This window comes from Corynebacterium sp. HMSC06C06 (assembly GCF_001807295.1).
In the GTDB taxonomy this organism is placed as follows: Bacteria; Actinomycetota; Actinomycetes; order Mycobacteriales; family Mycobacteriaceae; genus Corynebacterium; species Corynebacterium striatum.
Genome location: NZ_KV788518.1, coordinates 73,362 through 97,697, shown reverse-complemented (window position 1 = coordinate 97,697; position 24,336 = coordinate 73,362). Strand labels below are relative to the sequence as shown.

General features: G+C 59.9%; 21 protein-coding genes. 14 read left to right on the top strand and 7 right to left on the bottom strand.

The window, feature by feature from the left end; all coding sequences use genetic code 11:
- Nucleotides 1-33 precede the first annotated feature (33 nt).
- The 8 genes from HMPREF3153_RS10845 to HMPREF3153_RS10810 all read left to right on the top strand — a co-directional run bounded on the left by HMPREF3153_RS10845 (nucleotide 34) and on the right by HMPREF3153_RS10810 (nucleotide 6,824).
- Nucleotides 34-1,341 carry an inorganic phosphate transporter gene (locus HMPREF3153_RS10845; RefSeq protein WP_083281036.1) on the top strand — a complete coding sequence of 436 codons (1,308 nt, stop codon included), beginning with the start codon at nucleotides 34-36 and terminating at the stop codon, nucleotides 1,339-1,341.
- A 9-nt stretch (nucleotides 1,342-1,350) separates the two neighbouring features.
- Nucleotides 1,351-1,653 carry a hypothetical protein gene (locus HMPREF3153_RS10840; RefSeq protein WP_046646527.1) on the top strand — a complete coding sequence of 101 codons (303 nt, stop codon included), beginning with the start codon at nucleotides 1,351-1,353 and terminating at the stop codon, nucleotides 1,651-1,653.
- Nucleotides 1,654-1,828: 175 nt separating this feature from the next.
- Entirely contained in the window at nucleotides 1,829-2,080 is a 252-nt protein-coding gene (locus tag HMPREF3153_RS10835) for a hypothetical protein (RefSeq protein ID WP_070420857.1), read from the top strand.
- Nucleotides 2,081-2,334: 254 nt separating this feature from the next.
- Nucleotides 2,335-3,948, top strand: coding sequence for an acyl-CoA carboxylase subunit beta (locus tag HMPREF3153_RS10830; protein ID WP_046646529.1), 1,614 nt, complete (start codon nucleotides 2,335-2,337; stop codon nucleotides 3,946-3,948).
- A 26-nt stretch (nucleotides 3,949-3,974) separates the two neighbouring features.
- A complete protein-coding gene (locus HMPREF3153_RS10825) occupies nucleotides 3,975-5,507 on the top strand; it encodes an acyl-CoA carboxylase subunit beta (protein ID WP_070420856.1) in 1,533 nt (510 codons plus the stop codon).
- Nucleotides 5,508-5,518: 11 nt separating this feature from the next.
- Nucleotides 5,519-5,743, top strand: a complete 225-nt coding sequence (locus tag HMPREF3153_RS10820) for an acyl-CoA carboxylase subunit epsilon (RefSeq protein WP_005528020.1) — start codon at nucleotides 5,519-5,521, stop codon at nucleotides 5,741-5,743.
- Nucleotides 5,744-5,757: 14 nt separating this feature from the next.
- Nucleotides 5,758-6,354 (top strand): Maf family protein, encoded by a 597-nt coding sequence (locus HMPREF3153_RS10815; protein WP_070420855.1) that lies wholly within the window; start codon nucleotides 5,758-5,760, stop codon nucleotides 6,352-6,354.
- Nucleotides 6,355-6,401: 47 nt separating this feature from the next.
- The gene (locus HMPREF3153_RS10810) at nucleotides 6,402-6,824 is read left to right on the top strand and encodes a DUF3151 domain-containing protein (RefSeq protein ID WP_005528018.1); all 423 of its coding nucleotides are present in this window, start codon (nucleotides 6,402-6,404) and stop codon (nucleotides 6,822-6,824) included.
- A gap of 9 nt (nucleotides 6,825-6,833) precedes the next feature.
- Here the strand turns inward: HMPREF3153_RS10810 and HMPREF3153_RS10805 are convergent, their stop codons facing one another.
- The 3 genes from HMPREF3153_RS10805 to HMPREF3153_RS10795 all read right to left on the bottom strand — a co-directional run bounded on the left by HMPREF3153_RS10805 (nucleotide 6,834) and on the right by HMPREF3153_RS10795 (nucleotide 9,505).
- Nucleotides 6,834-7,172: a DUF1801 domain-containing protein gene (locus tag HMPREF3153_RS10805; RefSeq protein WP_141740951.1), complete on the bottom strand. Its 339-nt coding sequence runs from the start codon at nucleotides 7,170-7,172 to the stop codon at nucleotides 6,834-6,836.
- A 163-nt stretch (nucleotides 7,173-7,335) separates the two neighbouring features.
- A complete protein-coding gene (locus HMPREF3153_RS10800; RefSeq protein ID WP_070420853.1) occupies nucleotides 7,336-8,265 on the bottom strand; it encodes a DUF4282 domain-containing protein in 930 nt (309 codons plus the stop codon).
- Nucleotides 8,266-8,452: 187 nt separating this feature from the next.
- Nucleotides 8,453-9,505 carry a Cj0069 family protein gene (locus tag HMPREF3153_RS10795; protein ID WP_049147333.1) on the bottom strand — a complete coding sequence of 351 codons (1,053 nt, stop codon included), beginning with the start codon at nucleotides 9,503-9,505 and terminating at the stop codon, nucleotides 8,453-8,455.
- Between the two features lie 387 nt (nucleotides 9,506-9,892).
- On the opposite strand from HMPREF3153_RS10795, the gene HMPREF3153_RS10790 reads away from it, so the two are divergent.
- From HMPREF3153_RS10790 to HMPREF3153_RS10780, 3 genes are all read left to right on the top strand, one after another.
- Entirely contained in the window at nucleotides 9,893-10,756 is an 864-nt protein-coding gene (locus tag HMPREF3153_RS10790; RefSeq protein WP_070420852.1) for a sulfurtransferase, read from the top strand.
- Nucleotides 10,757-10,927: 171 nt separating this feature from the next.
- Nucleotides 10,928-12,697, top strand: coding sequence for an acetyl/propionyl/methylcrotonyl-CoA carboxylase subunit alpha (locus tag HMPREF3153_RS10785; protein ID WP_070420851.1), 1,770 nt, complete (start codon nucleotides 10,928-10,930; stop codon nucleotides 12,695-12,697).
- Between the two features lie 18 nt (nucleotides 12,698-12,715).
- Entirely contained in the window at nucleotides 12,716-13,279 is a 564-nt protein-coding gene (locus tag HMPREF3153_RS10780; RefSeq protein ID WP_070420850.1) for a GNAT family N-acetyltransferase, read from the top strand.
- An 89-nt stretch (nucleotides 13,280-13,368) separates the two neighbouring features.
- Here the strand turns inward: HMPREF3153_RS10780 and HMPREF3153_RS10775 are convergent, their stop codons facing one another.
- Nucleotides 13,369-16,800 carry a pyruvate carboxylase gene (locus HMPREF3153_RS10775; protein ID WP_070420849.1) on the bottom strand — a complete coding sequence of 1,144 codons (3,432 nt, stop codon included), beginning with the start codon at nucleotides 16,798-16,800 and terminating at the stop codon, nucleotides 13,369-13,371.
- A gap of 284 nt (nucleotides 16,801-17,084) precedes the next feature.
- On the opposite strand from HMPREF3153_RS10775, the gene HMPREF3153_RS12555 reads away from it, so the two are divergent.
- The 3 genes from HMPREF3153_RS12555 to HMPREF3153_RS10760 all read left to right on the top strand — a co-directional run bounded on the left by HMPREF3153_RS12555 (nucleotide 17,085) and on the right by HMPREF3153_RS10760 (nucleotide 20,622).
- Nucleotides 17,085-17,444, top strand: coding sequence for a peptidase inhibitor family I36 protein (locus tag HMPREF3153_RS12555; RefSeq protein ID WP_168161730.1), 360 nt, complete (start codon nucleotides 17,085-17,087; stop codon nucleotides 17,442-17,444).
- Between the two features lie 66 nt (nucleotides 17,445-17,510).
- The gene (locus HMPREF3153_RS10765; protein WP_070420848.1) at nucleotides 17,511-18,197 is read left to right on the top strand and encodes an ABC transporter ATP-binding protein; all 687 of its coding nucleotides are present in this window, start codon (nucleotides 17,511-17,513) and stop codon (nucleotides 18,195-18,197) included.
- Complete coding sequence (locus HMPREF3153_RS10760; RefSeq protein ID WP_070420847.1) at nucleotides 18,187-20,622, top strand: hypothetical protein; 2,436 nt, start codon at nucleotides 18,187-18,189, stop codon at nucleotides 20,620-20,622. The genes HMPREF3153_RS10765 and HMPREF3153_RS10760 overlap by 11 nt, the downstream gene beginning before the upstream one ends.
- Here HMPREF3153_RS10760 and HMPREF3153_RS10755 read toward each other — a convergent pair.
- The 3 genes from HMPREF3153_RS10755 to prpD form a co-directional block, all read right to left on the bottom strand.
- Nucleotides 20,619-21,770, bottom strand: a complete 1,152-nt coding sequence (locus HMPREF3153_RS10755) for a bifunctional 2-methylcitrate synthase/citrate synthase (RefSeq protein WP_070420846.1) — start codon at nucleotides 21,768-21,770, stop codon at nucleotides 20,619-20,621. The two genes, HMPREF3153_RS10760 and HMPREF3153_RS10755, sit on opposite strands and share 4 nt — an antisense overlap.
- Nucleotides 21,771-21,865: 95 nt before the next feature.
- Nucleotides 21,866-22,795 (bottom strand): methylisocitrate lyase, encoded by a 930-nt coding sequence (gene prpB, locus HMPREF3153_RS10750; RefSeq protein WP_005528003.1) that lies wholly within the window; start codon nucleotides 22,793-22,795, stop codon nucleotides 21,866-21,868.
- Nucleotides 22,796-24,325 carry a 2-methylcitrate dehydratase PrpD gene (gene prpD / locus HMPREF3153_RS10745; RefSeq protein ID WP_070420845.1) on the bottom strand — a complete coding sequence of 510 codons (1,530 nt, stop codon included), beginning with the start codon at nucleotides 24,323-24,325 and terminating at the stop codon, nucleotides 22,796-22,798.
- Between the last annotated feature and the right edge of the window lie 11 nt (nucleotides 24,326-24,336).

The following is a 24,336-nucleotide window of genomic DNA, read 5'->3' as shown; positions in this document are numbered from 1 at the left end:
TCCCTCAACAGAATCTTGAAAGGGGTCGCGATTGTGACAGCGACACTGATCATCTTGGCAATTGTGGTCGTCACTGCCCTCGCCTTTGACTTCACCAACGGTTTCCACGACACCGCCAACGCAATGGCAACCTCCATCGCCACCGGTGCGCTGAAGCCCTTCACCGCAGTTGCAATCTCCGCAGCTCTCAACCTCATCGGTGCATTCCTGTCGGTCCACGTGGCCGCAACCGTGGCCAAGGGTATCGTGAACCTCGACTCCTACGACCTCTCCGTAGGCGCCGACGGCGAAGCCCTCCTCATGGTCGTTTTCACCGGCCTCATCGGCGGCATCTTCTGGAACCTGTTCACCTGGCTCCTGGGCATGCCGTCCTCTTCCTCCCACGCACTGTTCGGCGGCCTCATCGGAGCCGCTTTCGCAGCGCTGGGAACCGGCGGCGTCGCTTGGGCCTCCATCGCCGGCAAGATCATCATCCCGGCTATCGCCTCCCCTTTCATCGCAGCGATGGTTTCCGCCTGCGGTACCGCGTTGGTCTACTGGGTCACCAACACCATTCCGGAGCGCGTAAAGAACGGACACTTCCGCCACGGCCAGATTGTCACCGCCTGCCTGGTTTCCCTGGCACACGGCGCTGGCGACGCCCAGAAGACCATGGGTGTCATCTTCCTCGCCCTCGTTGCAGCCGGTGAGGCAAACTCCGACCAGCGCATCCCGACCTGGGTCATCGTTGCTTGTGCTGTGGCCATCGCAGCCGGCACCTTGTCCGGCGGCTGGCGCGTCATCCGTACCCTGGGCAAGGGCCTCGTTGAGATTGAGTCCCCACAGGGCATGGCAGCTGAGGCTTCCTCCGCAGCCATCATCCTCACCTCCGCCGCTGGCGGTATGGCACTGTCCACCACCCACGTTTCCACCGGTTCCATCCTCGGTACCGGCCTGGGCAAGAAAGGCGCCCAGGTTCGCTGGGGCGTCGCAATGCGTATGGTTGCCGCATGGCTCATCACCCTTCCTTGCGCCGCGGCGGTTGGCTTCGTCACCTGGTGGATTGCTCACCTCGTTAGTGGTGCTACCAACACTCTCACCGGCGCTATCGTCGACGCCATCATCCTGCTGGCCATGGTCGCCGTCATCCTGATGCGTGCTCGCCGCAACCCGGTTGATGCTTCCAATGTCAACGACGATTGGGACGCTGACGCAGAGACCGTCGACTCCTCCTTGCAGGCACACGAGAAGGTCGCCGCAGGTGTCACCACTGGCAACGCACCAGGTGCTGCCAATGCCGCACACGGCGTGATCAACGATGCCTACAGCGCCGCTCACACCACCACCATTAAAGGAAAGTAGGACAACGCCATGACCGCAATGGAAATTCTCGTCGCTATTTCTCGCGTCGCTGGTTTGGCGCTCGCCTTCGGCGCTGGTATCCCGCTCCTTTTCGCTCTGGGCATGCGTTGCATGACCGGTGACCCGATTCGCAACAACGAGGGCGTTATCGTGGGCGATACCGAAGCTTCCACTCAGATGAAGATCTTGGGATGGACCGTGTACGCCGTACTGGGCGTCATCATCCTGGTTGCCATCTCCTGGATTGCCAAGGATTCCATCAACCACTACTTCGGATTGGAGCTGTTCCCCGGCTTGTCCAGCAAGCACTAGGGCCTGCTTCACTCCACGCCTTAAGTTAACAAAAAGTTAACAAACGCGTAACTCCAGGTTGATTACTTAGCGGACCGAGCGTACCATGTTAGAAACATCAGCTCGGCCACCATTTTCTATACCCACCTTAAGCGGCCGTTGATTCATTGCACGGACTGAAAGAAGGTGAGCATCAATGAATACCATTAACGGACTGATTTCCTCGTTTACTACGACATTCAAGAGTGCCACCGGCACAGGCCTTGACGCATTGGATGCAACCCCAATGGAAGCGCTCGTCACTGAGGAGCTCGTTGACCGCGGAACCACCCCGGCAACAACCGACAATATCGTTGCCGCATTCAATGCGGTAAATAACCGCTCCCCTCGCGAGGAGGAGCTGTACGAAGTTGAGCTATTCCTGATGGATTTCGGCCTCGCAGCCTAAGACAGCACCCCCCTTTCCATTGAGCGTTAACGTGCCCTACTCCCCACGGGAGAAAGGGCACGTTTCTTTTTGTAGTGTCCTAAAGAATTTGAGACCCCCAGGCAAATACCCCGCCCAGCAAAGGGTTAAAATTCTAAATGCGAGAGTTTCCTCATATTCTGCAAGCCGCCTAACTGCACAAACTAGTTTTGTGAGGGAAATCACCGGCCCGTCAGGGTGTAAAACTCAAGCAAAATTGCCTAAACTCCCCAAACATGACCATTTCCTCACATTTGTCGGATCTTGATTCTATGAACGCGACCACCACGGCCGGCAAGATTGCTGAGCTAAAGCGCCGGCGCGAGCAAGCTGCTGCGCCCATGGGCGAAAAAGCCCACCAGAAAGTCCGCGATCAAGGCCGCCTCACCGCACGCGACCGCCTGGACTACCTCCTCGACGAAGGCTCCTTCGTCGAAACTGACATGCTCGCAGTACACCGCACCACCGACTTCGGTATGGCCGCCAAGAAGCCCGTGACCGACGGAATCGTCACCGGCTGGGGAACCATCGACGGCCGCGAGGTTTGCATCTTCTCCCAAGACGGCACTGTCTTCGGTGGTGCCCTCGGTGAGGTCTACGGCGAGAAGATGATCAAGATCATGGAGCTGGCCATCACCACCGGGCGCCCGCTCATCGGCCTCTACGAGGGCGCAGGCGCCCGCATCCAAGACGGTGCCGTGTCCCTGGACTGGATCGCCAAGACCTTCTACCAAAACATCAAGGCCTCCGGCGTGGTCCCACAGATCTCCGTCATCATGGGCGCCTGCGCAGGCGGCAACGCCTATTCTCCGGCGCTCACCGACTTCGTGGTCATGGTGGACAAGAAGTCCAAGATGTTCGTTACCGGACCCGACGTCATCAAGACCGTCACCGGCGAGGAAATCACCCAAGAAGAGCTCGGTGGCGCGTCCGTCCACATGCTCGCGGCCGGCAACTCGCACTACACCGCATCCTCCGACGAAGAGGCCCTCGACTGGGTCCACGACCTCGTGGGATACCTCCCGTCAAACAACCGTCAGCGCGCTCCTTTTGAGCCTTTCGAAGAGCTCGGCGAGGAAACCGCTGACGACCTCATGCTCGACGAGATCATCCCTGACTCCCCTACCCAGCCTTATGATGTAAAGGATGTCATCGCAGCGCTCACCGATGACAGCGAGTACCTCGAGATCCAGGCTGAGCGCGCCGAGAACGTGGTCATCGCATTCGGACGCATCGAAGGCCAAACGGTTGGCTTCGTGGCTAACCAGCCACAGGTCTACGCAGGCTGCCTCGACATCGACTCTTCTGAGAAGGCCGCACGCTTCGTGCGCACTTGCGACGCGTTCAACATTCCGATCGTCATGCTTGTCGACGTCCCAGGCTTCCTGCCGGGCGCTTCCCAGGAGCACAACGGCATTCTGCGTCGCGGCGCCAAGCTGCTCTACGCCTACGGTGAGGCCACTGTCCCGAAGATTACGGTGACCATGCGCAAGGCCTACGGCGGCGCCTACTGCGTCATGGGCTCCAAGGGCTTGGGTGCAGACGTCAACCTCGCGTGGCCAACCGCCCAGATTGCCGTCATGGGCGCAGCCGGCGCCGTGGGCTTTATCTACCGCAAGGAGCTCAAGCAGGCCCACGAGAAGGGCCTGGACGTGCAGGAATTGGCAAAGTCCTTCGAGCGCGAGTACGAGGACCACATGCTCAACCCATATAAGGCTGCTGAGCGCGGGCTTATCGACGCCGTGATTCTCCCCTCCGAGACCCGCAGCGCCATCACCAAGAACTTGCGCCTCTACGCCGACAAGAATGTGGCACGCCCTGCACGCAAGCACGGCAACATCCCGCTCTAAGAAGACGGGTTGTAGAATTAGTCCCTATGACTGATCTGAAAACCACGGCTGGCAAGATCGAGGATCTCAACAACCGCCTCAGCGAGTCGCGCACCCCCATGGGCGCCGAGACCCTCGAGGCAATCCATGCCGCAGGAAACTTGAGCGCTCGCGAGCGCATCGAGAAGCTGCTCGACGAGGGTTCTTTCGTCGAGACCGATGCCCTCGCCCGCCACCGCTCGACCGACTTCGGCCGTGAGCACGATCGTCCGTACACCGACGGCGTCGTCACCGGCTATGGCACCGTCGACGGCCGCAAAGTTTGCATCTTCAGCCAGGACCCCACTGTATTCGACGGCACCCTCGGCGAAGCGTACGCAGAAAAGCTCACCAAGGTCTACGACCTCGCACTCAAGACCGGTGTCCCAATCATCGGCCTGTATGACTCCACCGGTCCGCGCGTCCAGGAAGGCATCGTCACTCTGGCTGGCTACGCCCGCATCATGGCACGCGTAACCCAGGCCTCCGGTCTCATTCCGCAGATCGGTGTCGTTGTAGGTAACACCGAGGGCATCGCTGCTTTTGCACCGACGCTTTCCGACGTCCTCATCATTACCCAGGGCGTTACCCTCCACCAGGCAGCGCCGCACATCGCTGGCGCGGGAGCAGAGACCTTCGGCGGCGCCGCCGTGCACGCTGCAGCTGGCACCGCTCACCTCGTCGCGCAGTCCGACGCCGAGGCCGTCGCCCTTGCCCGCGACGTGCTCGCATTCCTGCCGGCCAACAACCGTGCCGAAGCCCCACGCGTTGCCGCTGAGATTAGCTCTGGCTCCATTGCGGACAACGTCAGCGACCGCGACCGCAAGCTCGACACCATCATCCCGGATACCGCTGCCGAGGCCTACGACATGCACGACGTCATTAACACCGTCGTCGACGAATACACCTTCTTCGAGCTCGCGGCCGACGCCGCCGAAAACATCATCACCGGCTTTGCATACATCGAAGGTCGCCCAGTCGGCATCGTGGCTAACCAGCCGCTGGCCCTAGCAGGTGCACTGGATTCAGCAGGTTCCGAAAAGGCTGCCCGCTTCATCCGCGCCTGCGATGCCTTCAATACCCCGGTCATCGAGTTCGTCGACTCCCCTGGCTTCGTCCCTACTCCGGAAGAAGAGAAGTCCGGCCTGCTACGCCGCGCTTCGAAGCTTTCCTTCGCTTACGCAGAGGCAACCGTGGGCAAGCTGACCGTTATCACCCGCAAGGCAATCGGCCCGGCTTATGTCTTCATGGGTTCCAAGGACTTAGGCGCAGACTTGGCCTACGCATGGCCTACCGCTGAAATCGCCGTCACCCAGGCCTCCCAGGCTGCGCTGGCCATCTATGGCGAGGAAGCTACCCCGGAGCAGGAAACAGAGCTCGCCGAGCAGTTCCTGCACCCCTATGCCGCTGCCGAGCGCGGTTTGGTTGATAATGTCATCGAACCCTCCGCAACCCGCGGCTACCTCGTCGAAGGCCTGCGACTTCTGGAACGCAAGATCGTCGCCCAGGCCCCGAAGAAGCACGGTAACATCACCCTCTAAAAGGAGAATCCATGACCGCACCAACATTTCGTGTACTCAAGGGCAACCCCTCCGACGATGAGGTTGCCGCACTTACCGCAGTCCTAGCGCAGCTCAGTGCTGATGCCCGCGCAAAGCAGGCCGGTTCTGACGCCGGCGAGCGCAACCTGTGGGGCCGCCTCGACGAGCGTTTCGACGCATACGGCGCACAGGACGTCTTCAACCCGTCCGCCTTCCGCAACGTGCGTTACTACTAAAGGCTGCTTGAAGGATGCGAATCGTCCTCGCTTCTCAATCCCCGTCCCGCGCTTCCATTCTGCGTGGGGCCGGGGTTGAGCCCGTTTTGGCGCCCGCGCACGTGGATGAGGAGGCTATCGAGACGTCGCTAAGCGGCGCAGCTCCTGCCGATATCGTCGCAGCATTGGCCACCGCAAAAGCGGAAAAGATCGCGCCCGAGTACCCGCAGGACGTCGTCATCGGGGGCGATTCCATGCTGCTTCTCGACGGCGTACTCCAAGGCAAGCCACACACTGTCGACGCCACGATTGAACGCTGGCGCGCCCAGGCTGGCCGCCGTGCAGAGCTGCTCACCGGACACTGCATCATCCAGGGCGACAAGCGCCACGTTGAAACCTCGCGCACCAGCGTCTTTTTCGCCGCGGCAAACGAGCGCGACATCGCCGCCTATGCCGCGACTGGTGAACCTTTGGAATGCGCCGGTGCCTTCACCTTGGAGGCAATCGGCGGTTGGTTCATTGACCGCATCGAGGGCGATCCTTCCTCGGTCATAGGGCTATCGCTGCCGGTGGTCCGCCGTGCCTTGTACTCCTTTGACCTCTGCGTCTCAGACTTCTGGGCCAAGCCTTAAAGACGTGGCCGCTGCCAATGTCCGGCGGGCGCGGTAGTCTAGCGGGCATGGAAATGAAAGACATGCTCGCCCCCGCCCCCATCAAGCTGCCTGCTGATCCCGGCGCTGATTCCACCGCTGACCTGCAGGCTGGCATTGTAGAATACCCCAACTCCCCGCTGCTGTGGGCTTTGCTCGCCGAGCAGGAGCTCACGCGCTTGCGCGAGGATGAGGCCATGCCTACCGCCTACATCACCGCTTATGCTTATGCCCGCACGGGCTACCACCGCAGCCTTGACCGCCTGCGCGGCAACGGCTGGAAGGGCTGGGGTCCGGTTCCTTTCGAGCACGAGCCGAACCAGGGCGTCCTGCGCGCCATTGCTGCCCTCGCGCACGCGGCGCAGGCCATTGGTGAGGAGGACGAGTACGACCGTCTCCGCCAGATGCTTTCCGACGCCGACCCAGACTCCGTCGCCCGTCTCCTCGACTAAAGTAACTTTCTAGCAGCCGGCGGGCGCGGATTCCCAGCCGCGCCAAATGAGCTCCTCGAGCACCTTAAGGTCTACGTCTTCTGGCTTGTTAATGTACAGACAGGACTTGCTCACGGTGTGCTTAACGAGTCGTTCCAGCAGATCCTCATCGTGCGGTAGCCCATAAAGAGAAATCTTGGCCCCTGCCATATCCTCGGAGTTTTTGCCTGTGTGTCCGCGAGTGAAGGTCGCGCTGCGGTTCTCCGGGGCTGGTGCTCCGTGAAGGTCCATCCCCTGCTCCTGCAACGCCGCATTCAGGCGCTCGAGCCCGCGCTTGCCGACGCCGGCTATCGATTCAAAGTCAGTCAATGGAGCCTCGTTTTCCAATTCGGTAACCACCGTTATCCCAAGCAGGATATACAAACTTGGCTGCCAAGCACGCCCAAACAGCAAACCCCGGTTCGTTCCTATTCAGGAAGAACCGGGGAAGGTGGAAACCAACGAACTCTGGTGTTCGTTACTCAAAAGAGCCTTACTTGTCCGCCTCAGCGTTTTCAACGAGCTTCTTGGTGTTCTCAGTGGTCTGGATGTTTGCCACGAAGAACTCCAGAACGAGGCGAACCTGGATAAGGTAAAGGACCAAGCCCAGGGTGCCGAAAATGAGGTGTCCGAAGATCATCATCACTGCCATGCCGCCACCGAAGGAGCTGCCGGACAACGAGCCAGCGAGGCCGCCGATGGAGCCGCCCATGACTGCGAAGAGCAAGCCACCGAGCCACCACAGGACACCGACTATCATCGCGATGATGTAGATGACGGAAGCGAACTTCACGGTGATGAAGCTGGAGAACTTGAAGTCGAATAGGGACTTGAAGAAGCTATCCTTCTGCGGCTGTGCCTGCTGCAGGCCCTGAGGGTACGGGCCAAAGCCCTGCTGTGCTGGCTGGTTGAAGCCGCCGTGGTTCTGCTGTGGATAGCCGCCAAAAGCCTGCTGGCCTGGCTGACCTGGCTGCGGCTGCCCCTGCTGCGGGAATCCGCCAAAGCCCTGCTGTGGCTGGCCCGGCTGGTTCTGCTGGCTCTGGAACTGCTGGTTGAAGCCGCCCTGTTTGAAGTTGCCTACAGGCGGGACCGACTGGCCGAAGTCATTGTTACCGAAGTCGTTGCTGCCAAAGTCCGAACCGCGGAAGTCCGAAGCACCAAAGTCCGAATCAGAAGCATGGTTAGCCACGGAATTTTCTCCAAAGTTTACGGTCTCTTCGCCTTCTGCGTGGTGCACGCCGGAAGCTTCGGAAGAATCGAAAGAGCTAGCTGCTCCGAAGGAAGAACCACCAAAATCAGACTGCCCTAAGTCGGAGCTACCAAAGTCAGAATTGCCGAAGGAGGAGGAACCAAATGAGTCCTCGGCGGCATGCTGCGGGTTCTGCTCGGAGTTCTTTTCTCCGTACTGGTCTGGATTGGCCATAAGCGAGATTTTCCTTTCGATTACTTAACTGCGTCTTAAATCACGCACACTTGAAAATACAACAGATAAAACCAATCGGCAGCCCAATGGGGACCACTCCCCTTGTTATGAGTACAAAAATAACCCCGTACCCTCCCTGTTGGAGACTACGGAGTTATTGGAGATAAAGCTGATTTATGGCTATACCTTAAGCGTGCTTTGCTTCGACGCGCTTGATTGCCTCAGCTGCAACCTTCTCCTGGATGCCCATGTCGAGCTCAGAGGTGAAGCCAACGCAGGAGCAGTTAATCTCGCCGAGAACATAGGTGTCCTCGCCATTCTCGCCGTCGGCAAGCATGAAGTCAGCAGTCCAGATAAGCGGAATGTTGTCGCCGCCGAGCTTCTCAGCGATGACAGGGCGAACCTCTGCGAACATGTCAACCAAGCTCTGCCAAGCCTCTGGCTTGTCGTAGGTGTACTTCGCACCGGAGAACAAGGTAGCGGAGAAGTTATCGCCGCCTTCAGCTGGCTTCTTGTGGACCACGAATACTGGATCCGGACCAACGAGAAGAATGCGGATCTCGCCCTCAACGATGCGCGGCATGAAGCGCATATCGACGAGCATGCCGTTGTCACCGATAATGTACTGGTCGCAGAAGTCCATGAACTCGCCGAGCTCGCGAACCTCGGTGTGGTTGTCCACAGCCTCGGTGCACTTGAGCTTGGTGTCCAGCGGAAGCACGGTGCCCGGAGTTACTTCAAGGGACTTGTCCTCAATCTGGACGCGCCAGATGCCCTCACCGGTCGAGCCGCGGTTCTGCTTAAGAACGCGCTCACCGTAGGAGATGGAGGTCGGGAAGGTGTTGTGGAAAGACTCAACGTCGTAATAAGCCGCGGTGTCAGCCGGGACTAGTTCAGTGTCGTTGAGCTTGACCAGCGCATCCTTTGCGCCATATGCCATCATCTCGTAAGGAGTGGACATGCCTACCAGGCCAGCCTCAGAAAGCTTGGTCAACAGGTCGAAATAGCCCTTCTCGCCACCCGGGATGTTGCCTGGGTTCACGCGGGAGATGTAAGCGTCAAAGTTCTCAGAGACGTACTCGAAGATGCGCTCGGACCACTCTGGGCGGAAGAACACGACCTCGGAGTGCCAGCCGGCTTCCTTGATGGAGTCGACGATAGGCATGGTGTCCTTGCGGTGACCGTTGAGCTGCTTGTCAGATCCGCCCTCGACCTCGAAGACGACGATTGCCTTATGCACAGCAATTCCCTTTCGTTTGGGGTTTGTGGGTATTGGTCCGGCACACAGGGCCACTACTGCTCTGGCCCGCCATATTTAACGAGAATTAGAGAGTGAATATGCAGCGTTCTGCACCGCACCACGTTTTAAAAATATCGCAGTCTTTGCCCCTGCGCTCGCTTGCTAACCCCGCCTTAACCCCGGTCATTTTCGCCGCTCAGAAATCGTTTTAGGGCTTGACCTGCACACTTGTTATAACCAGCAGTTTCAACTTATGCACAGTAGACCAAAAATGTATCCAACAACACAGTAGGGACGCTGGGTGACCAATCTAGAGGTTTTCGCGTTAAAGTTGATTTGACTAAACATGCCTAACCAAAATCCCCTTCATAGAAAGGTAGGCGAACCATGGCCGAGTTCGATCCCAATCCTCCGTTCCAAGAGTATGCACACCCAGAGCGTCTCGTATCTGCACCCTGGCTATCGGCCCGCCTAGGCATTAAAGGCCTACGCGTAATCGAGGTTGACGAGGACTCCCTCCTCTACGACATCGGCCACGTACCCACCGCCTCCCGCATCAACTTCCAGACGGAGCTACTGGACCCCGTTACCCGCGACATCGTCAGCGCAGAAGGCTTCGCACAGCTCATGCGCGACAAAGGGATCAAGCGCGATGACACTGTGGTTATCTACGGCGACAAAGCCAACTGGTGGGCCGCCTATGCCCTGTGGGTATTTGAGCTTTACGGCCACCCGGACGTCCGTCTCCTCGACGGTGGCCGCGATGCTTGGGTTACCGAAGAGCGCGACACCTCTTTTATGGTTCCCGACTTCCCAGAGTCTGATTACCCAGAGGTAGAGCGCAACGACGAGACTTACCGCATCTTTGTGGACCAAGTTCGCGGCACGCCCGCAAAACTCGTAGACACCCGCACGCCGGAGGAGTTCTTTGGCGAGGCCACCCACGAGTCCCCCAACGGCGACTCCGCATACGGCACCACCATGCGCCACGGCCACATCCCAGGCGCCGTGAACCTAGAGTGGGACCGCGCGGTCTACCCCAACGGCTGCTTCCGCGCGCTTTCCGAGCTCAACGTAAACTACGGCGAGCTGGAACCCGCTTCCGAGACCGTCCTCTACTCCCACGTCGGCGCACAGGCTGCGCACACCTGGTTTGTCTTGACCTTCCTCCTTGGGTTCAAGGACGCCAAGGTCTACGACGGCTCCTGGGCCGAATGGGGCAACATGATCCGCATGCCTATCGAAGGTTAATCAATAGCGAGAAGCATCATACTTAAGCACTCAACACGCCGCATTTTCCCGCATCGACGCTGGTGCGGGAATATTTTTGGAAACAAAACCGGAACCTGACGGTTTTCTCATGTTTTTGTGTGCAAGAATAGTGGACAGTCCAATTCGAGTTTTATCAGGAGGGTTCCTGCCGTGGCAGTTGAAACCAAGAAGATCACCAAGCTGCTAGTTGCTAACCGCGGTGAGATTGCAGTCCGCGTGATCCGCGCCGCGCGCGACGCTGGCATCGCCTCCGTCGCTGTGTATGCAGAGCCAGACGCCGACGCGCCTTTCGTAGCTTTGGCAGACGAGGCTTTCGCCCTCGGCGGCCAAAATTCCGCCGAGTCCTACCTTGTCTTTGACAAGATTCTCGACGCCGCAGCAAAATCCGGCGCCAACGCCATTCACCCGGGCTACGGCTTCTTGTCTGAGAACGCCGACTTCGCCCAGGCTGTCATCGACGCAGGCCTCATCTGGATCGGCCCTTCCCCACAGTCCATCCGCGACTTGGGCGACAAGGTCACTGCCCGCCACATCGCCGAGCGCGCCGACGCCCCAATGGCGCCAGGCACCCCAGACCCGGTCAAGGATGCCGCCGAGGTTGAGGCCTTCGCCGACGAGCATGGCCTGCCCATCGCTATCAAGGCTGCCTTCGGCGGCGGCGGACGCGGTATGAAGGTTGCCTACAACCGCGACGAGATCGCAGAGCTCTTCGACTCCGCTACCCGTGAGGCCACCGCAGCATTCGGCCGCGGCGAATGCTTCGTCGAGCGCTACCTCGACAAGGCTCGACACGTTGAGGCCCAGGTCCTAGCTGACCAGCACGGCAACGTCGTCGTCGTGGGCACCCGCGATTGCTCCCTGCAGCGCCGCTTCCAGAAGTTAGTGGAGGAAGCACCAGCGCCGTTCCTCACCGACGAGCAGCGCGCTTCCATCCACGAGTCCGCTAAGCGCATTTGCCGCGAGGCAGGCTACTACGGCGCAGGTACCGTCGAGTACCTCGTTGGCTCCGACGGTCTCATCTCCTTCCTTGAGGTCAATACCCGTCTGCAGGTCGAGCACCCGGTTTCCGAGGAGACCACCGGCCTCGACCTCGTGCGCGAGCAGTTCAACATCGCAGAGGGTGGCAAGCTTTCCTTCACCGAGGACCCAACCCCGCGCGGCCACGCATTCGAGTTCCGCATCAACGGCGAGGACGCTGCGGCTGGCTTCATGCCGGCACCGGGCAACGTCGTCAAGTATGCAGAGCCAGCAGGCCCAGGCGTGCGTGTGGATTCCGGCGTGCGTGAAGGCTCCGTCATCGGTGGCCAGTTCGACTCCATGCTGGCCAAGCTCATCGTCTGGGGTCAAGACCGCGAGACCGCGCTGCAGCGCGCACGCCGCGCCCTGTCGGAGTACACCGTCGAGGGCCTTCCGACCGTCATTCCTTTCCACCAGGCCATCGTGAGCGACCCTGCGTTTACCGCTGAGAACGGGTCCTTCGATGTCTACACCAAGTGGATTGAAGAAGAGTGGGTGGGCGAGCTGCCTGCGTACGTCGACCCAGATGCTCCGGCTGAGGACGATGCAGACCCAGCCCAGAAGTTCGTGGTTGAGGTCGCTGGCCGCCGCATTGAGGTTGCGCTGCCGTCCAACCTCATCTTCGGTGGCGGTTCTCCGCGCAAGAAGTCCAAGAAGCGTCGCGGTGGCGGCGCCAAGGCCGCTGCGTCTGGCGACGCCGTCGTGGCACCAATGCAGGGCACCGTCATCAAGGTCAACGTCGAGGAGGGCCAGGAGGTCGCAGAAGGCGACGTCGTGCTCATCCTCGAGGCCATGAAGATGGAAAACCCAGTCAAGGCCCACAAGTCCGGCACCGTGACCGGCCTCGCTGTGGAGCAGGGCGCCCAGATCAACAAGGGCACCCCATTGCTGGAGATCAAATAGGTCACTAGAGTCGGTGGAATGACTGCCAACGACTCTGCTTATGGGGTCCGGCTGGCCAAGGAGCCAGACCGGACCTACCTGTCCCGTCTGCTCTTCCTCGCTGATGTTTTGGGCGACGAAGAGGCTGCCGTCCCTGACTTCCACACGGCAGACGTGGGCCTGTACATCGACGAATGGTCGCCGCTTGTCGACGGCGGCTGCATCGCCGTTTCCAGTCACAAAGTACCGATGGGCGGTGCGTGGCTGCGCTACTACACCGGTGCGCGCAAAGGTGCGGCGTACCTGGGTAACCCGGAAGCAGAGCCTTTCGACGAATCCCAGTGGGCAACCCGTTTTGACCCGGAGGAAATCCCCGAGCTATTCATCGCGGTGGAATACCGCTACCGTGGCTTAGGCGTGGGCCGCCGCCTGCTGCGCAACATTTGCGACCTCGCTGAGGCCCAAGAGGCCCCCGCGATTGCACTGTGGGTCGACCCCAAGAACCCTGGCGCCCGCAAGCTCTACGAATCCGAAGGCTTCGAAGACATCACCGTCCCCGGTAATTCGGAGGCGCCCACCATGGTCAAGTACTTCGCCCACTAGGTTGCAACCGCGCAGAATAGAGCGCCCTTCCCGCCGACGCTTCAAAGGTCAGCGGGAGGGGCGCTCTTCTGTTGACAGCTTATAGCCGATTAGTTAATGACCACGATGAGGTCGCCACCTTCGACCTTGGTGGCCTGGCCGATGGCTACGCGCTCGACCTTGCCGTCCTTGGTTGCGGAGATGGAGGCTTCCATCTTCATGGCCTCGATGACGGCGACTTGGTCGCCGGCCTTGACCTCGTCGCCAGCCTTCACGGTGGCGTTGACCACGCCCGCGAAAGGCGCGGCCACGTGGCCGTCGTTGGACGGGTCGGCCTTCTCCACGGTGGCCACAGAGGACTCCACGTTGTTGTCGCGGACCTTCATCGGGCGAATCTGGCCATTGACGTTGAGCACAACGTTGCGCATGCCCTTCTCATCCGGCTCGCCAAGGGCGTCGAGACGCAGCGTGATCGTCTTGAGATCCGCACGATCGTTGGAGCCCTCCGGGAAGTAGTGGACGATGTACTCGTTGCCCTCTTCCAAGCCGTAGAGGAAGACGGTGTCCGTGAGCGCCTCAGTGTTACCAAAGGTGCGGCGGAACTCATTGAACTCCTCGAACTGCTTCGGGAAGAGCAGTCGGTTCAGGGACGCACGGCGCTCGTCAGAGTTGTCGGAGACCAGGTGAGTTTTCTCCTCTTCCGGTACTGGCTTGACGGAGACGTCGCCAGGCGCGCGGCCCTCAAGGACCTTGTCGCGCAGCGGTGGCCAGCCACCCGGAGGGGTACCGAGCTCGCCGCGGAGGAACGCGATGACGGAATCCGGGATGTCGTACTTGGTGGGGTTGGCCTCGAAGTCTGCTGGATCGACGCCCGCACCCACGAGGTGCAGAGCCAAGTCACCAACAACCTTGGAGGACGGGGTCACCTTGGTCGGACGGCCAAGCATCTCATTGACAGCGGCATAGGTGTCCTCTATGACCTCGAAACGGTCCTCCAAGCCAAGCGCGGTAGCCTGCGCACGCAGGTTGGACAGCTGGCCGCCTGGAATCTCGTGGCGGTAGACACGGCCGGTCGGGCCAGGAATGCCCTTCTCAAACGGACGGTAGAGCTGGCGGACAGCCTCCCAGTAAGGCTCGAGATCGGAGACGGCCTGCAGATCGATGCCGGTGTCGCGCGAGGAGTTGGAGAACGCCGCGATGATGGCGGACAGCGAAGGCTGCGAAGTGGTGCCAGCCAGCGGTGCGGAAGCACCGTCGACGACGTCCGCGCCAGAGAGCGCCGCAGCGTAGTAGGTAGCCAGCTGGCCGCCCGCGGTGTCGTGAGTGTGGACGTGGACCGGCAGGTCGAATTCCTTGCGCAGCGCCATGACCAGCTTGGAAGCGGACTCCGGACGCAGCAGGCCAGCCATATCCTTAATGGCCAGCACGTGTGCACCGGTGTTCACGATTTCCTCAGCCAGCTTCAGGTAGTAGTCCAGCGTGTAGAGCTTCTCCCCCGGCGAGCACATGTCGCCCGAGTAGGCCATGGCAACCTCGGCCACGGTGGTGTTGGTCTCCAGGACGGCGTCGATAGCCGGGCGCATCTGGGTGACGTCGTTCAGTGCATCGAAGATGCGGAAGACATCAACTCCGGACTTGGCAGCTTCCTGAACGAACGCGTTGCATACGTCGTTTGCATACGGGGAGTAGCCGACGGTGTTGCGGCCACGCAGCAGCATCTGGATGTTCTGGTTCGGCATTGCCTCACGCAGCAGATCCAGGCGGACCCACGGGTCCTCCTTGAGGAAGCGCATGGCGACGTCGTACGTTGCGCCGCCCCACGCCTCGACGGAGAAGAGCTCCGGGGTCATGCGCGCGACAGCCTCAGCAGCGGTGACCAAGTCGGTACCGCGCACACGGGTGGCCAGCAGGGACTGGTGCGCATCGCGGAAAGTGGTGTCGGTGACAGCCAGCGCGGACTGGGCACGAATCTTCTCAGCCCACTTCTTCGGACCGAGCTCCAGCAGCTCATCGCGGGAACCGCGCGGCAGTGGCTGGGACTTGTCGAAGGTAGGAATCTTGTCGAAAGGACGCAGCTTGGTCGGGCGTTCACCGTTTGGCTTATTCACGGTGACATCAGCGATGTAGTCGATGATGCGGCCAGACTCATCCACTGCCGGCGGAGCCTTGAGCAAGTCTGGGTGCTCCGGAATGAAGCCGGTGTCCACACGGGTGGCCACGAAGTCCGGCTCGCGCAGCAGGGCGCGCAGGAAGCCGATGTTGGTGGCCACGCCGGAGACGGTGAACTCGTTGAGTGCGCGCTGGGCACGGGCTACGGCCTGCTCGAAAGTGGCGCCACGGCAGGTCATCTTCACCAGCAGGGAGTCAAAGTTCGGCGAGATCTCCGCGCCGACGGCCGTTGCGCCGTCGAGACGCACGCCCGCGCCGCCCGGCGAGCGGTACTGGGTCAGCGTGCCGGTATCCGGGCGGAAGCCGTTAGAGGGGTCCTCAGTGGTGATACGGCACTGCAGCGCCGCGCCGGTGATGTGGATATCCTCCTGCTTCAGGCCCAACTCCTCCAGGGAGAGGCCAGCGGCAATCTGCATCTGGGACTTCACAATGTCCACGCCCGTGACCTCCTCGGTCACCGTGTGCTCGACCTGCACGCGCGGGTTCATCTCGATGAAGACGTGGTTGCCCTTCTCATCAACGAGGAACTCGACGGTACCGGCGCCCTCGTAGTTGATGTGCTCGCAGAATTTCACGGCGTCCGCGCAGATGCGGTCACGCAGCTCCGGGTCCAGGGTCGGCGCCGGGGCGATCTCGACGACCTTCTGGTGGCGACGCTGCACGGAGCAGTCGCGCTCGTACAGGTGCATGACGTTGCCCTGGGAGTCAGCCAGAATCTGCACCTCGATGTGCTGGGGCTTGATGACAGCGGTCTCGAGGTAGACGTGGCCGTCGCCAAAAGCCGCCTCTGCCTCACGGGAAGCCTCAGCACACTTGGTCTTGAGCTCGGCCTCGTTCTCGATGAAACGCATGCCGCGTCCGCCGCCACCGGCGACGGCCTTGACAAATACCGGGAAGGTGAAGTCCTTGGCGTAACCAGCCAGTACATCGGGGTCAGTGGAAGGCTCGGAGTCCTGCAGGGTCGGCAGGCCAGCTTCCTGAGCGGCGGTCACAGCGGCGGCCTTGTCACCGGTCAGGTCCAGGGTCTCCGGGGTCGGGCCGATGAACTTGATGCCATTGTCCTGGCACGCACGAGCTAGATCGGCGCGCTCCGACAGGAAGCCGTAGCCAGGGTAAATGGCATCCGCACCAGACTTCTTCGCAGCGCGGATGACCTCGTCGATGTCGAGGTAAGCCTTGACCGGCTGGCCCTCGGTACCGATACGCACTGCTTCGTCCGCGAAGGCGCGGTGGAAGGAGTTGCGGTCTTCTTTGGGATAAATTGCAACGGTCTTGGAACCGACCTCAAAGGCGGCGCGGAAGGCACGCACGGCAATCTCACCGCGGTTGGCCACCAAGATCTTGGAGAAGGGCTTGTGGGCGGTATCAGACACTAGGAGTGGTCCTTTCAGATAGGAACAATACGAAGACAAGGATAGTGTCCGAGGCGACAACGCGGGCGAAATTCGACATATAGCTCAACAGAAATTGTTCAGTTTCTCACTAAACTCACCATGCATATCTCTAAACGCCCCACCCCATATCACTTTGGAACTGAAGCCGAAAAAGTACTTTCTTATTGAAAATATATAAATCTCTTGACATGTCCCGTTCCGGTTTCTATCCTTCAATCAGGTTCACAAGAACTAACTTCATCTTTCACCCCAAAGGACTCGCAATGAAGATAAAAAAATTGGCTATAGGCTGTACTCTCGCCGCTAGCTCTCTCCTCGCCGTTCCGACTGCTCAGGCCGCCGACTGGGAGTGTGGCGGTAACCTCGTGTGCATCTTCGATCATGCAAACTACGGTGGTTTCCTTGGCTCTCGGGGCTCAGGTATTGGCTTGATGAACGTCTCCCGCAACGCAAACGATAAGACTTCGTCGTGGATCAACAACACTTGGTCAAACGCCGCTTGGTATCACGATGCCAACGGGCAGGGCAAATGCCACACCATGACCCTGCAATCTCGCAACAACTACGTCGGTTTCTGGAATAACGACCGTCTGTCGTCGTGGCGAACTGACCGAGGCTGCTAGCCATCCCTTTTCCACACACGCCTCGGTCAATAACCTTGGCGTGTGTCTCTCTGTTGTAAAGAGCTCATGAATACAGTCACCATATCTAGGGTCCACAAGTATTTGGGCGAAGGCGCCCAGCGCACGCATGTTCTCAAGGGCGCAAGTCTAGAGGTTGATGAAGGCGAGTTTCTCGGAATTTCGGGAAAGAGCGGCTCCGGCAAAACCACTCTCCTGCGCGCGGTTGCAGGTCTTCTACCTATCGATGAAGGCTCAATCTCGGTTTTCGATACCTGTGTATCCACCGCTGCTCCCAAGGAACTACTCGCCTTGCGCCGCAACACAATCGGCTTCGTCCATCAAGACGACTTATTAATGAATGAACTCACCGCGCTCGAAAATGTCATGCTTGTGCTTGCCGCAGCGGGTGCCGATGAAACGGCGGCACACGACAAGGCTTCCGAGGCATTAGCCCAGGTAGGACTAGCAGAACTTGCTCAACGGTTTCCCACAGAGATGTCGCGCGGCCAGTGTCAAAGAGTCGGAATCGCCCGAGCACTGTCTGGCAACCGGCGAATTCTCTTGGCTGATGAGCCGTCTGCTGCGCTCGATTCCGAGAACTCCCATGGCATTTTTCGACTCTTCAAAAAGCTCGCATCAACTGGCACAACCGTGATAGCAACCAGCCACGATCCCATCATGCTCGACTATTGCAGCACGGCCTACACGCTGATCGACGGCCAGATCGGGAAAGCAGCCCCGCATGCTCAATGAACTGATTACGAAAGTCGTGCATTCTTCGAAACGGTACCGCTTCGGCGCAGCGGCAATCGCAGTGTGCTTAGGATTATTCACATTTGCTGTCTCGGCCGATCTCTTCATGACGTTGTCCCCGCAGCAGAAGGCGCAGTCAGAATTGGGAAACAACGCCGTGCGCGTGGACGTGCCTGTGTACACGCGGGCGGGCGTGGTTGAGCAGACGCTGCCACAACTTGATTCCCCAGAGCGGGGATTTACTGCCCAGCTCGAGACTTACGATCTCTATATCGATAGCGATCCTTCAACTTCCCTTGTCTACAAGGAGTCTCACTGGGAAGAGCAAGCTCCCGATTTTGGGTTGGCATTGGTTCAGGGCCATTGGCCTAGCGCTCCTGGCGAGGTAGTAGTCACCGAGGACGTGAACCTTAGTCTTGGAGAGAACACAACTGCATTCAACGGCACGCTACCTCTCCGTATCGTTGGCGTTGCATCGAATTCCTTCCACAAGCATGAAGAAGCTGTGTACGGCGCGTCGGGAACGTGGAACACCATCGACGCTGACGCTTATTCCATGACCTCCGCTTCGGTCCGGCCAATTGTTTTCGGTTCCGAAGGAAAGACTCCTGCAGCCCTCACCGAGTTCATTAGGAGTCAGATCGGGGATGCAGACCTCGTCGATCGTGCAGCGCTTGACGACGCCTTCTCGGCATCGCTTCTCACCCGAGAAAGCTTGCTCGCAACACCACCTTCAGGGTTCGCCGATAGCTATTCCTTCTTCTTCGGCCTGTTCGCCGTTGTCATCCCATGCGCTTTGATCTTCTTCCTGTGGCGGATTACCTACCAGGTACTTCGCCCGTTGAGCCAGCGGTTTTTCGAGCTAGGAATCTCACCCTTCCTATTGTGGAAGTCCAACGCATTCATCCTGCTTCGTTCAGCCTTGATGTACTCCGTCGCAGGACTCGTATTGGGTGCAGGCCTGGCACAATGTGCGCGCCCTTTCATTTCTGGACTTGCAGGTTTGCCTGATCCTGGAGTCCTGATTCCATGGAAATGGTTAGTGCTTCTTCTCGCTAGCTCGCTAACGGCGCTCCTGATTGGTGCTATTGCCACTACACCGTCGGCTCAACCTCATCCGTTCTGGAAGGACTTCCCGACACCGACCCCATCGGCATCATTCTTACGCTGGGGTGCAGTCGTTATTGTCCTTGTCACTGTCCTCTTCACGTTCGCTGCAGCACTGCTGGGGCCCGACGTATTTGAAACATGGGCGCCAGCGCCAACCGTGGCGATGTGCATCGTCTTTTCTCTTCTTCTCGCACGCTGTCCGCGAACCAGCCGGCCCTACACTCCAGCAGGCGTGGCCCTGAGATTTGCCGAGAAGCATCGTCAACTCATTGGTACGGGTCTAACGCTGTTGGTCCTGTGCATGGGAACCGCGGTGTTCAGCAGTTCAATGTCAGCCAGTTTTACAGCCAGTGAGAATGACAGTTTGACGTCAACGATTGCCCCAAACCAGGCACACGTTTTAGAAAAGACAGATAACGGGCTTTCCACAAGTGCTGAATCCGTTCAGCACGTCGCCACTGCGTTGGGTGTGCCCGCCCCAGTTCGTATTTCTTATGTCCAAGCCACGCTGGACATGCCCATGGAGATGTCGGGAACTTTTGGTGTACTGGGCGTCGAATCCGTTCATGACGTAGAACGGCTCTTAGATCGAGAGCTTACTGCCTCGGAAAAAGATGTCCTTGCGACCGGAGCATTGGTCCGCGATAACAGATTCATCAACCAAGGCCATGCTTCAATCAGCACGAGCAGAAATCCCAGTCCCACAACCCTTCCAGCGGTGAGTACCGACTTCGGACCTCACTGGGAGAAGCTGGCTGGAGGAATTATTCTCGCATCCACGGCGCAGAAACTAGATGCACCGGCAGGCAGGACACAATGGGTCTTTACGGGTCTCCAGGAAGACCAAGAAAAGCGCTTTCTCGATAGCGCTGCACAAGCCCGTATCCCCCACGAGCTCGTACTACTGCCGCTGGTTCAAACCTCTTCGACACCGCGGGCATTCTATATCAGTTTGGCAGCCGCGCTGCTCAGCGCGTTAGCCGTAACCTTTGTTTTCTCGCGGCACCTCGCTCGGGCTACCGAAGCAATCGAGACCACCTTCAAAGTACTGGGCCTCGATTCTTCCTGGCACCTAAGAATCGTTGTACTCACGACGGCCACACTGGCATGTACTGCGATCATTACTGGCTGTATTGCTGGAATCCTCCCGCTTGCCGGAATGGTCTATGCAATGGGAGATGGCCTCACATTCGCCATCGATTGGAAGGCTCTTCTTGTTGCCGCGGGCGCAATAGCACTGGGCGCTGCAAGTGGCGTTGGCATGACATGCTTTCGCTACGTGCAGCGCCCGTCGTCAAGCGCAGCCGCTAACTAAATCTGCTTTGGTGGCACCGAACGCTGTTCCTCGCCGTTGTAGGCAGACAGCGGGCGGATAAGCGAGTTGTTCTCGTTTTGCTCCACGATGTGGGCGGTCCAACCGGTGATACGCGCCATCACAAAGATCGGGGTGAAGAATTCGATGTCGAATCCAAGGATGTGGTACGCCGGGCCAGCCGGGAAGTCCAGATTCGGCTGAATCTTGATGGAGGTGTTCTCGTACATGGTCTTGGACATGTTCTCGTACATTGCAACCCACTGCTCCTGGCCGTGGTCCTTAGCCAGCTCGCGGAATGCTGCCTCCATGGTAGGCACGCGGGAGTCACCGTTCTTGTAGACGCGGTGACCAAAGCCCATCACCAGTTCCTTGTTCTTGAGCTTATTGAGGGTCCACTCCTCTGCCTTGGCTGGGTCGCCAACCTCTAAGAAGTTGTGCATGACGGCCTCGTTTGCGCCACCGTGCAGCGGGCCCTTCAGAGCACCGATTGCGGCGGTCACTGCGGAGTAGGTGTCCGACATGGTCGAGGTGACCACGCGAGCCGCGAAGGTCGACGCATTGAAGGAGTGCTCAGCGTAGAGGATGAGGGACTTGTCGAATGCCTCGATATCGGAGCGGGAGTTAGCCGGCGAGCCTTCCTCGTCGCCGAAGACCATCCACAGGAAGTTCTCGGCAAAGCCCTTCTTGCGGTCTGGCTCGATGTAGCCCTCGCCACGGCGGCGTCGGATGTCGAGCGCAATGATGGTCGGAATCTTGGCCATCAGCTCGAGAGCGGTACGGCGGATGTGCTCGGAGTCCTTGGTGTACTCTTCCGGGTCCTGCGAACCGATGAAGGAGATGGCGGTACGCAGCACGTCCATCGGGTGGCAGGACTTAGGCATCGAGGTAATCAGGTCGATGAGGTGGCGGTCGATGTGACGCAGCGCCTTCTCACGAGCAGAGAAACGGACCAGTTCACCCTGGTTCGGCAGCTCGCCGTTCCACAGCAGGTAGGCCACTTCCTCGAAGGAGCAGTAGCGGGCCAGCTCCTGGACTGGGTATCCGCGGTAGGTCAGGGAGTTGGTCTCTGGGACCACCTTGGAGACTGCGGTTTCATCAACGACGACGCCGTAAAGGCCCTTGCGGATTTCTGGGGTGTTCTCGGACATGATGTTCTCCTTTTACTTGGAAAGATTGTTCTTTGCTTGGGCGGCGCTTGACGACGCCGCGGAGCGGGCGAGCCTTGCTCGCCCGGACCAGGTGTTTACTCGAAGGTGGCCTTGTAAGCGTCCTTGGAGTAGGTGAAAACGGCCTGGTCGAAGGCGTTGTACTCGTTGTAGCGAACCAACTCGTAGAGGCGAGAGCGGTGCTGCATGCGCTCGAGCCAGTCGGTCTGGATACCGGTCTCCTGCAAGTCCCGTAGGAAATCCTCGGTCGCGCCCATAGCCACGCGGAGGGTGGACACCGGCCAGATGACCGCGTTGTAGCCCAGGTCCTCTAGCTGCTGGGCAGACAGCAGCTCGGTCTTGCCGAACTCAGTCATGTTCGCCAGCAGCGGGGTGTCCACAGCAGCGCGGAACTTCTCGAAGTCAGCCGGCGAGTAGAGAGCCTCTGTGAAAATGAGGTCCGCACCTGCATCGGCGTAGGCCTTGGCACGCTCGATGGCGTCATCGATGCCGTGGATGCCAGCAGCGTCGGTACGGGCACAGATGATGAAGTTCTCATCGCGGCGCTCGTTGACCGCAGCGGAGATGCGGCGCACCATCAGGTCGGTGGGCACGACCTCCTTGCCGTCGAGGTGACCACAACGCTTCGGGTTGACCTGGTCCTCAAGGTGGCAGCCAGCCAGGCCGGCATCCTCGAGGGCGGCCACGGTGCGGGCGGCAGACATGGGCTCACCGAAACCAGTGTCGGCGTCGACAAGCACCGGCAAATCCGTGGCGCGGGCGATGTGCCCGGCGCGCTGGGCCACCTCGGTGAGCGTGGTCAGGCCGATGTCCGGCAGACCTAAGTCGTTGGCCAGCACGGCGCCGGACACGTAGACACCGTTGAAGCCGCCAAGGTCTTGAATCAGGCGCGCGGTCAGCGGGTTGAATGCGCCCGGCAGCTTGGTGATTCCGGGGCCTTCGAGGGCAGCACGGAACTCCTCGCGCTTTTGTGCGTTGGTCTTGATGGAACCGAATAGTCCAGCCATTTAGAACAGTCCTTCCGGGGTCTGAGGTGCGGAAGCGAGTGCTTCCGGAGTGACAACGACGTTGAGCTCGCTCAGGTCGGTCAAGTTTTCCAGGTTCTGTACCGCTGCGAGGAAGCGCTCCTGCTCCTCCTCGGAGACGATGCCGGTGGCCAGGGTCTTGAACTTGTTGATGTACTCAGCGCGGCCGAATGGGCGGGCGCCGAGCGGGTGGGCGTCGGCAACAGCTGCCTCATCCTCGATGACGGTGCCGTCGGTGAAGGTGATGACTGCCTTGCCACCGAATGCCTTCTCACTGAGGTCGAGGGAGTGGTAGCGGCGGGTCCACTCTGGGTCCTCCACGGTGGAGATCTTGTGCCACAGCTCCACGGTCTCTGGGCGCTGTGCGCGCTCCGGAGCGTAGGAGTCGACGTGGTGCCAGGTGCCGTCCTCGAGGGCCACCGCGAAGATGTACATGATGGAGTGGTCCAGGGTCTCGCGGGAGGCAGTTGGGTCCATCTTCTGTGGGTCATTAGCGCCGGTGCCGATGACGTAGTGGGTGTGGTGCGAGGTGTGCAGCACGATGGACTCGATGTCCTTGGTGGACTTGCCTGCATCGGCGATGGTCTGCTTCATGCGGCGTGCCAAGTCGATTGGTGCCTGTGCCTGGTACTCCGCGGAGTGCTCCTTGGTGTAGGTGTCCAGGATGGCGCGCTTTTCCTCTCCGTCGGCAGGAAGCGGCACGGTGTAGGTGCGCTCTGGGGAGTGGAGCATCCATGCAATGAAGCCGTCCTCGCCTTCCCAGATAGGAGCCGGTGCACCCTCACCGCGCATGGCGCGGTCGACGGCCTCGATGCCCATCTTGCCCGCGAATGCCGGCGCGTAGGCCTTCCAGGAGGAAATCAGGCCCTTGCGGGACTGACGGGTAGCGGTGGTGGTGTGCAGAGCCTGGCCGATTGCCTGGTAGATGGTCTCGACCGGCAGGTCGAGCATGGTGCCGATACCTGCTGCAACGGATGGGCCGAGGTGGGCCACGTGGTCAATCTTCCACTCGTGGAGGCAGATGGCCTTAACGAGGTTGACCTGGATTTCGTAGCCGGTCGCGATGCCGCGCAGGAGGGTCTTGCCATCGAGGCCCTTGTGCTGTGCCACGGCAATCATCGGCGGGATATTGTCGCCTGGGTGGGAGTACTCGGCTGCGAGGAAGGTGTCGTGGTAGTCGAGCTCGCGTACCGCGGTGCCGTTGGCCAGCGCAGCCCACTCAGCGGAGTAGTCGCCCTCGATGCCGAAAATCTTGGCGCCCTTGCCGGTGCGTGCGGCGTCGGCCGCGTGTGGGTGGCCCTCTGCGATGACGCGTGCGGAGGTCACTGGGCGGCGGGCCACGGAAGCCACTGCGACGGAGGCGTTGTCGATGATGCGGTTGATGATCATCTCCTTGGTCTCCTCCGGTACCTCAACTGGGTCGGCGGCGACCTTGGCGATCTTGTAGGCCAGGTGCTCTTCGATAGGGAAATTCTCGGCGGACTTGTGAGTGCGGACTTCGTGGTTGATCACAGGTGCTCCTT

Coding starts and splice junctions, on each gene's coding strand:
- HMPREF3153_RS10825 (WP_070420856.1), top strand. CDS start 3,975: ATGACTGATCTGAAAACCACGGCTGGCAAGATCGAGGATCTCAACAAC.
- HMPREF3153_RS10810 (WP_005528018.1), top strand. CDS start 6,402: ATGGAAATGAAAGACATGCTCGCCCCCGCCCCCATCAAGCTGCCTGCT.
- HMPREF3153_RS10760 (WP_070420847.1), top strand. CDS start 18,187: ATGCTCAATGAACTGATTACGAAAGTCGTGCATTCTTCGAAACGGTAC.
- HMPREF3153_RS12555 (WP_168161730.1), top strand. CDS start 17,085: ATGAAGATAAAAAAATTGGCTATAGGCTGTACTCTCGCCGCTAGCTCT.
- HMPREF3153_RS10800 (WP_070420853.1), bottom strand. CDS start 8,265: ATGGCCAATCCAGACCAGTACGGAGAAAAGAACTCCGAGCAGAACCCG.
- HMPREF3153_RS10835 (WP_070420857.1), top strand. CDS start 1,829: ATGAATACCATTAACGGACTGATTTCCTCGTTTACTACGACATTCAAG.
- HMPREF3153_RS10815 (WP_070420855.1), top strand. CDS start 5,758: ATGCGAATCGTCCTCGCTTCTCAATCCCCGTCCCGCGCTTCCATTCTG.
- HMPREF3153_RS10790 (WP_070420852.1), top strand. CDS start 9,893: ATGGCCGAGTTCGATCCCAATCCTCCGTTCCAAGAGTATGCACACCCA.
- HMPREF3153_RS10780 (WP_070420850.1), top strand. CDS start 12,716: ATGACTGCCAACGACTCTGCTTATGGGGTCCGGCTGGCCAAGGAGCCA.
- HMPREF3153_RS10755 (WP_070420846.1), bottom strand. CDS start 21,770: ATGTCCGAGAACACCCCAGAAATCCGCAAGGGCCTTTACGGCGTCGTC.
- HMPREF3153_RS10820 (WP_005528020.1), top strand. CDS start 5,519: ATGACCGCACCAACATTTCGTGTACTCAAGGGCAACCCCTCCGACGAT.
- HMPREF3153_RS10840 (WP_046646527.1), top strand. CDS start 1,351: ATGACCGCAATGGAAATTCTCGTCGCTATTTCTCGCGTCGCTGGTTTG.
- HMPREF3153_RS10830 (WP_046646529.1), top strand. CDS start 2,335: ATGACCATTTCCTCACATTTGTCGGATCTTGATTCTATGAACGCGACC.
- prpB (WP_005528003.1), bottom strand. CDS start 22,795: ATGGCTGGACTATTCGGTTCCATCAAGACCAACGCACAAAAGCGCGAG.
- HMPREF3153_RS10765 (WP_070420848.1), top strand. CDS start 17,511: ATGAATACAGTCACCATATCTAGGGTCCACAAGTATTTGGGCGAAGGC.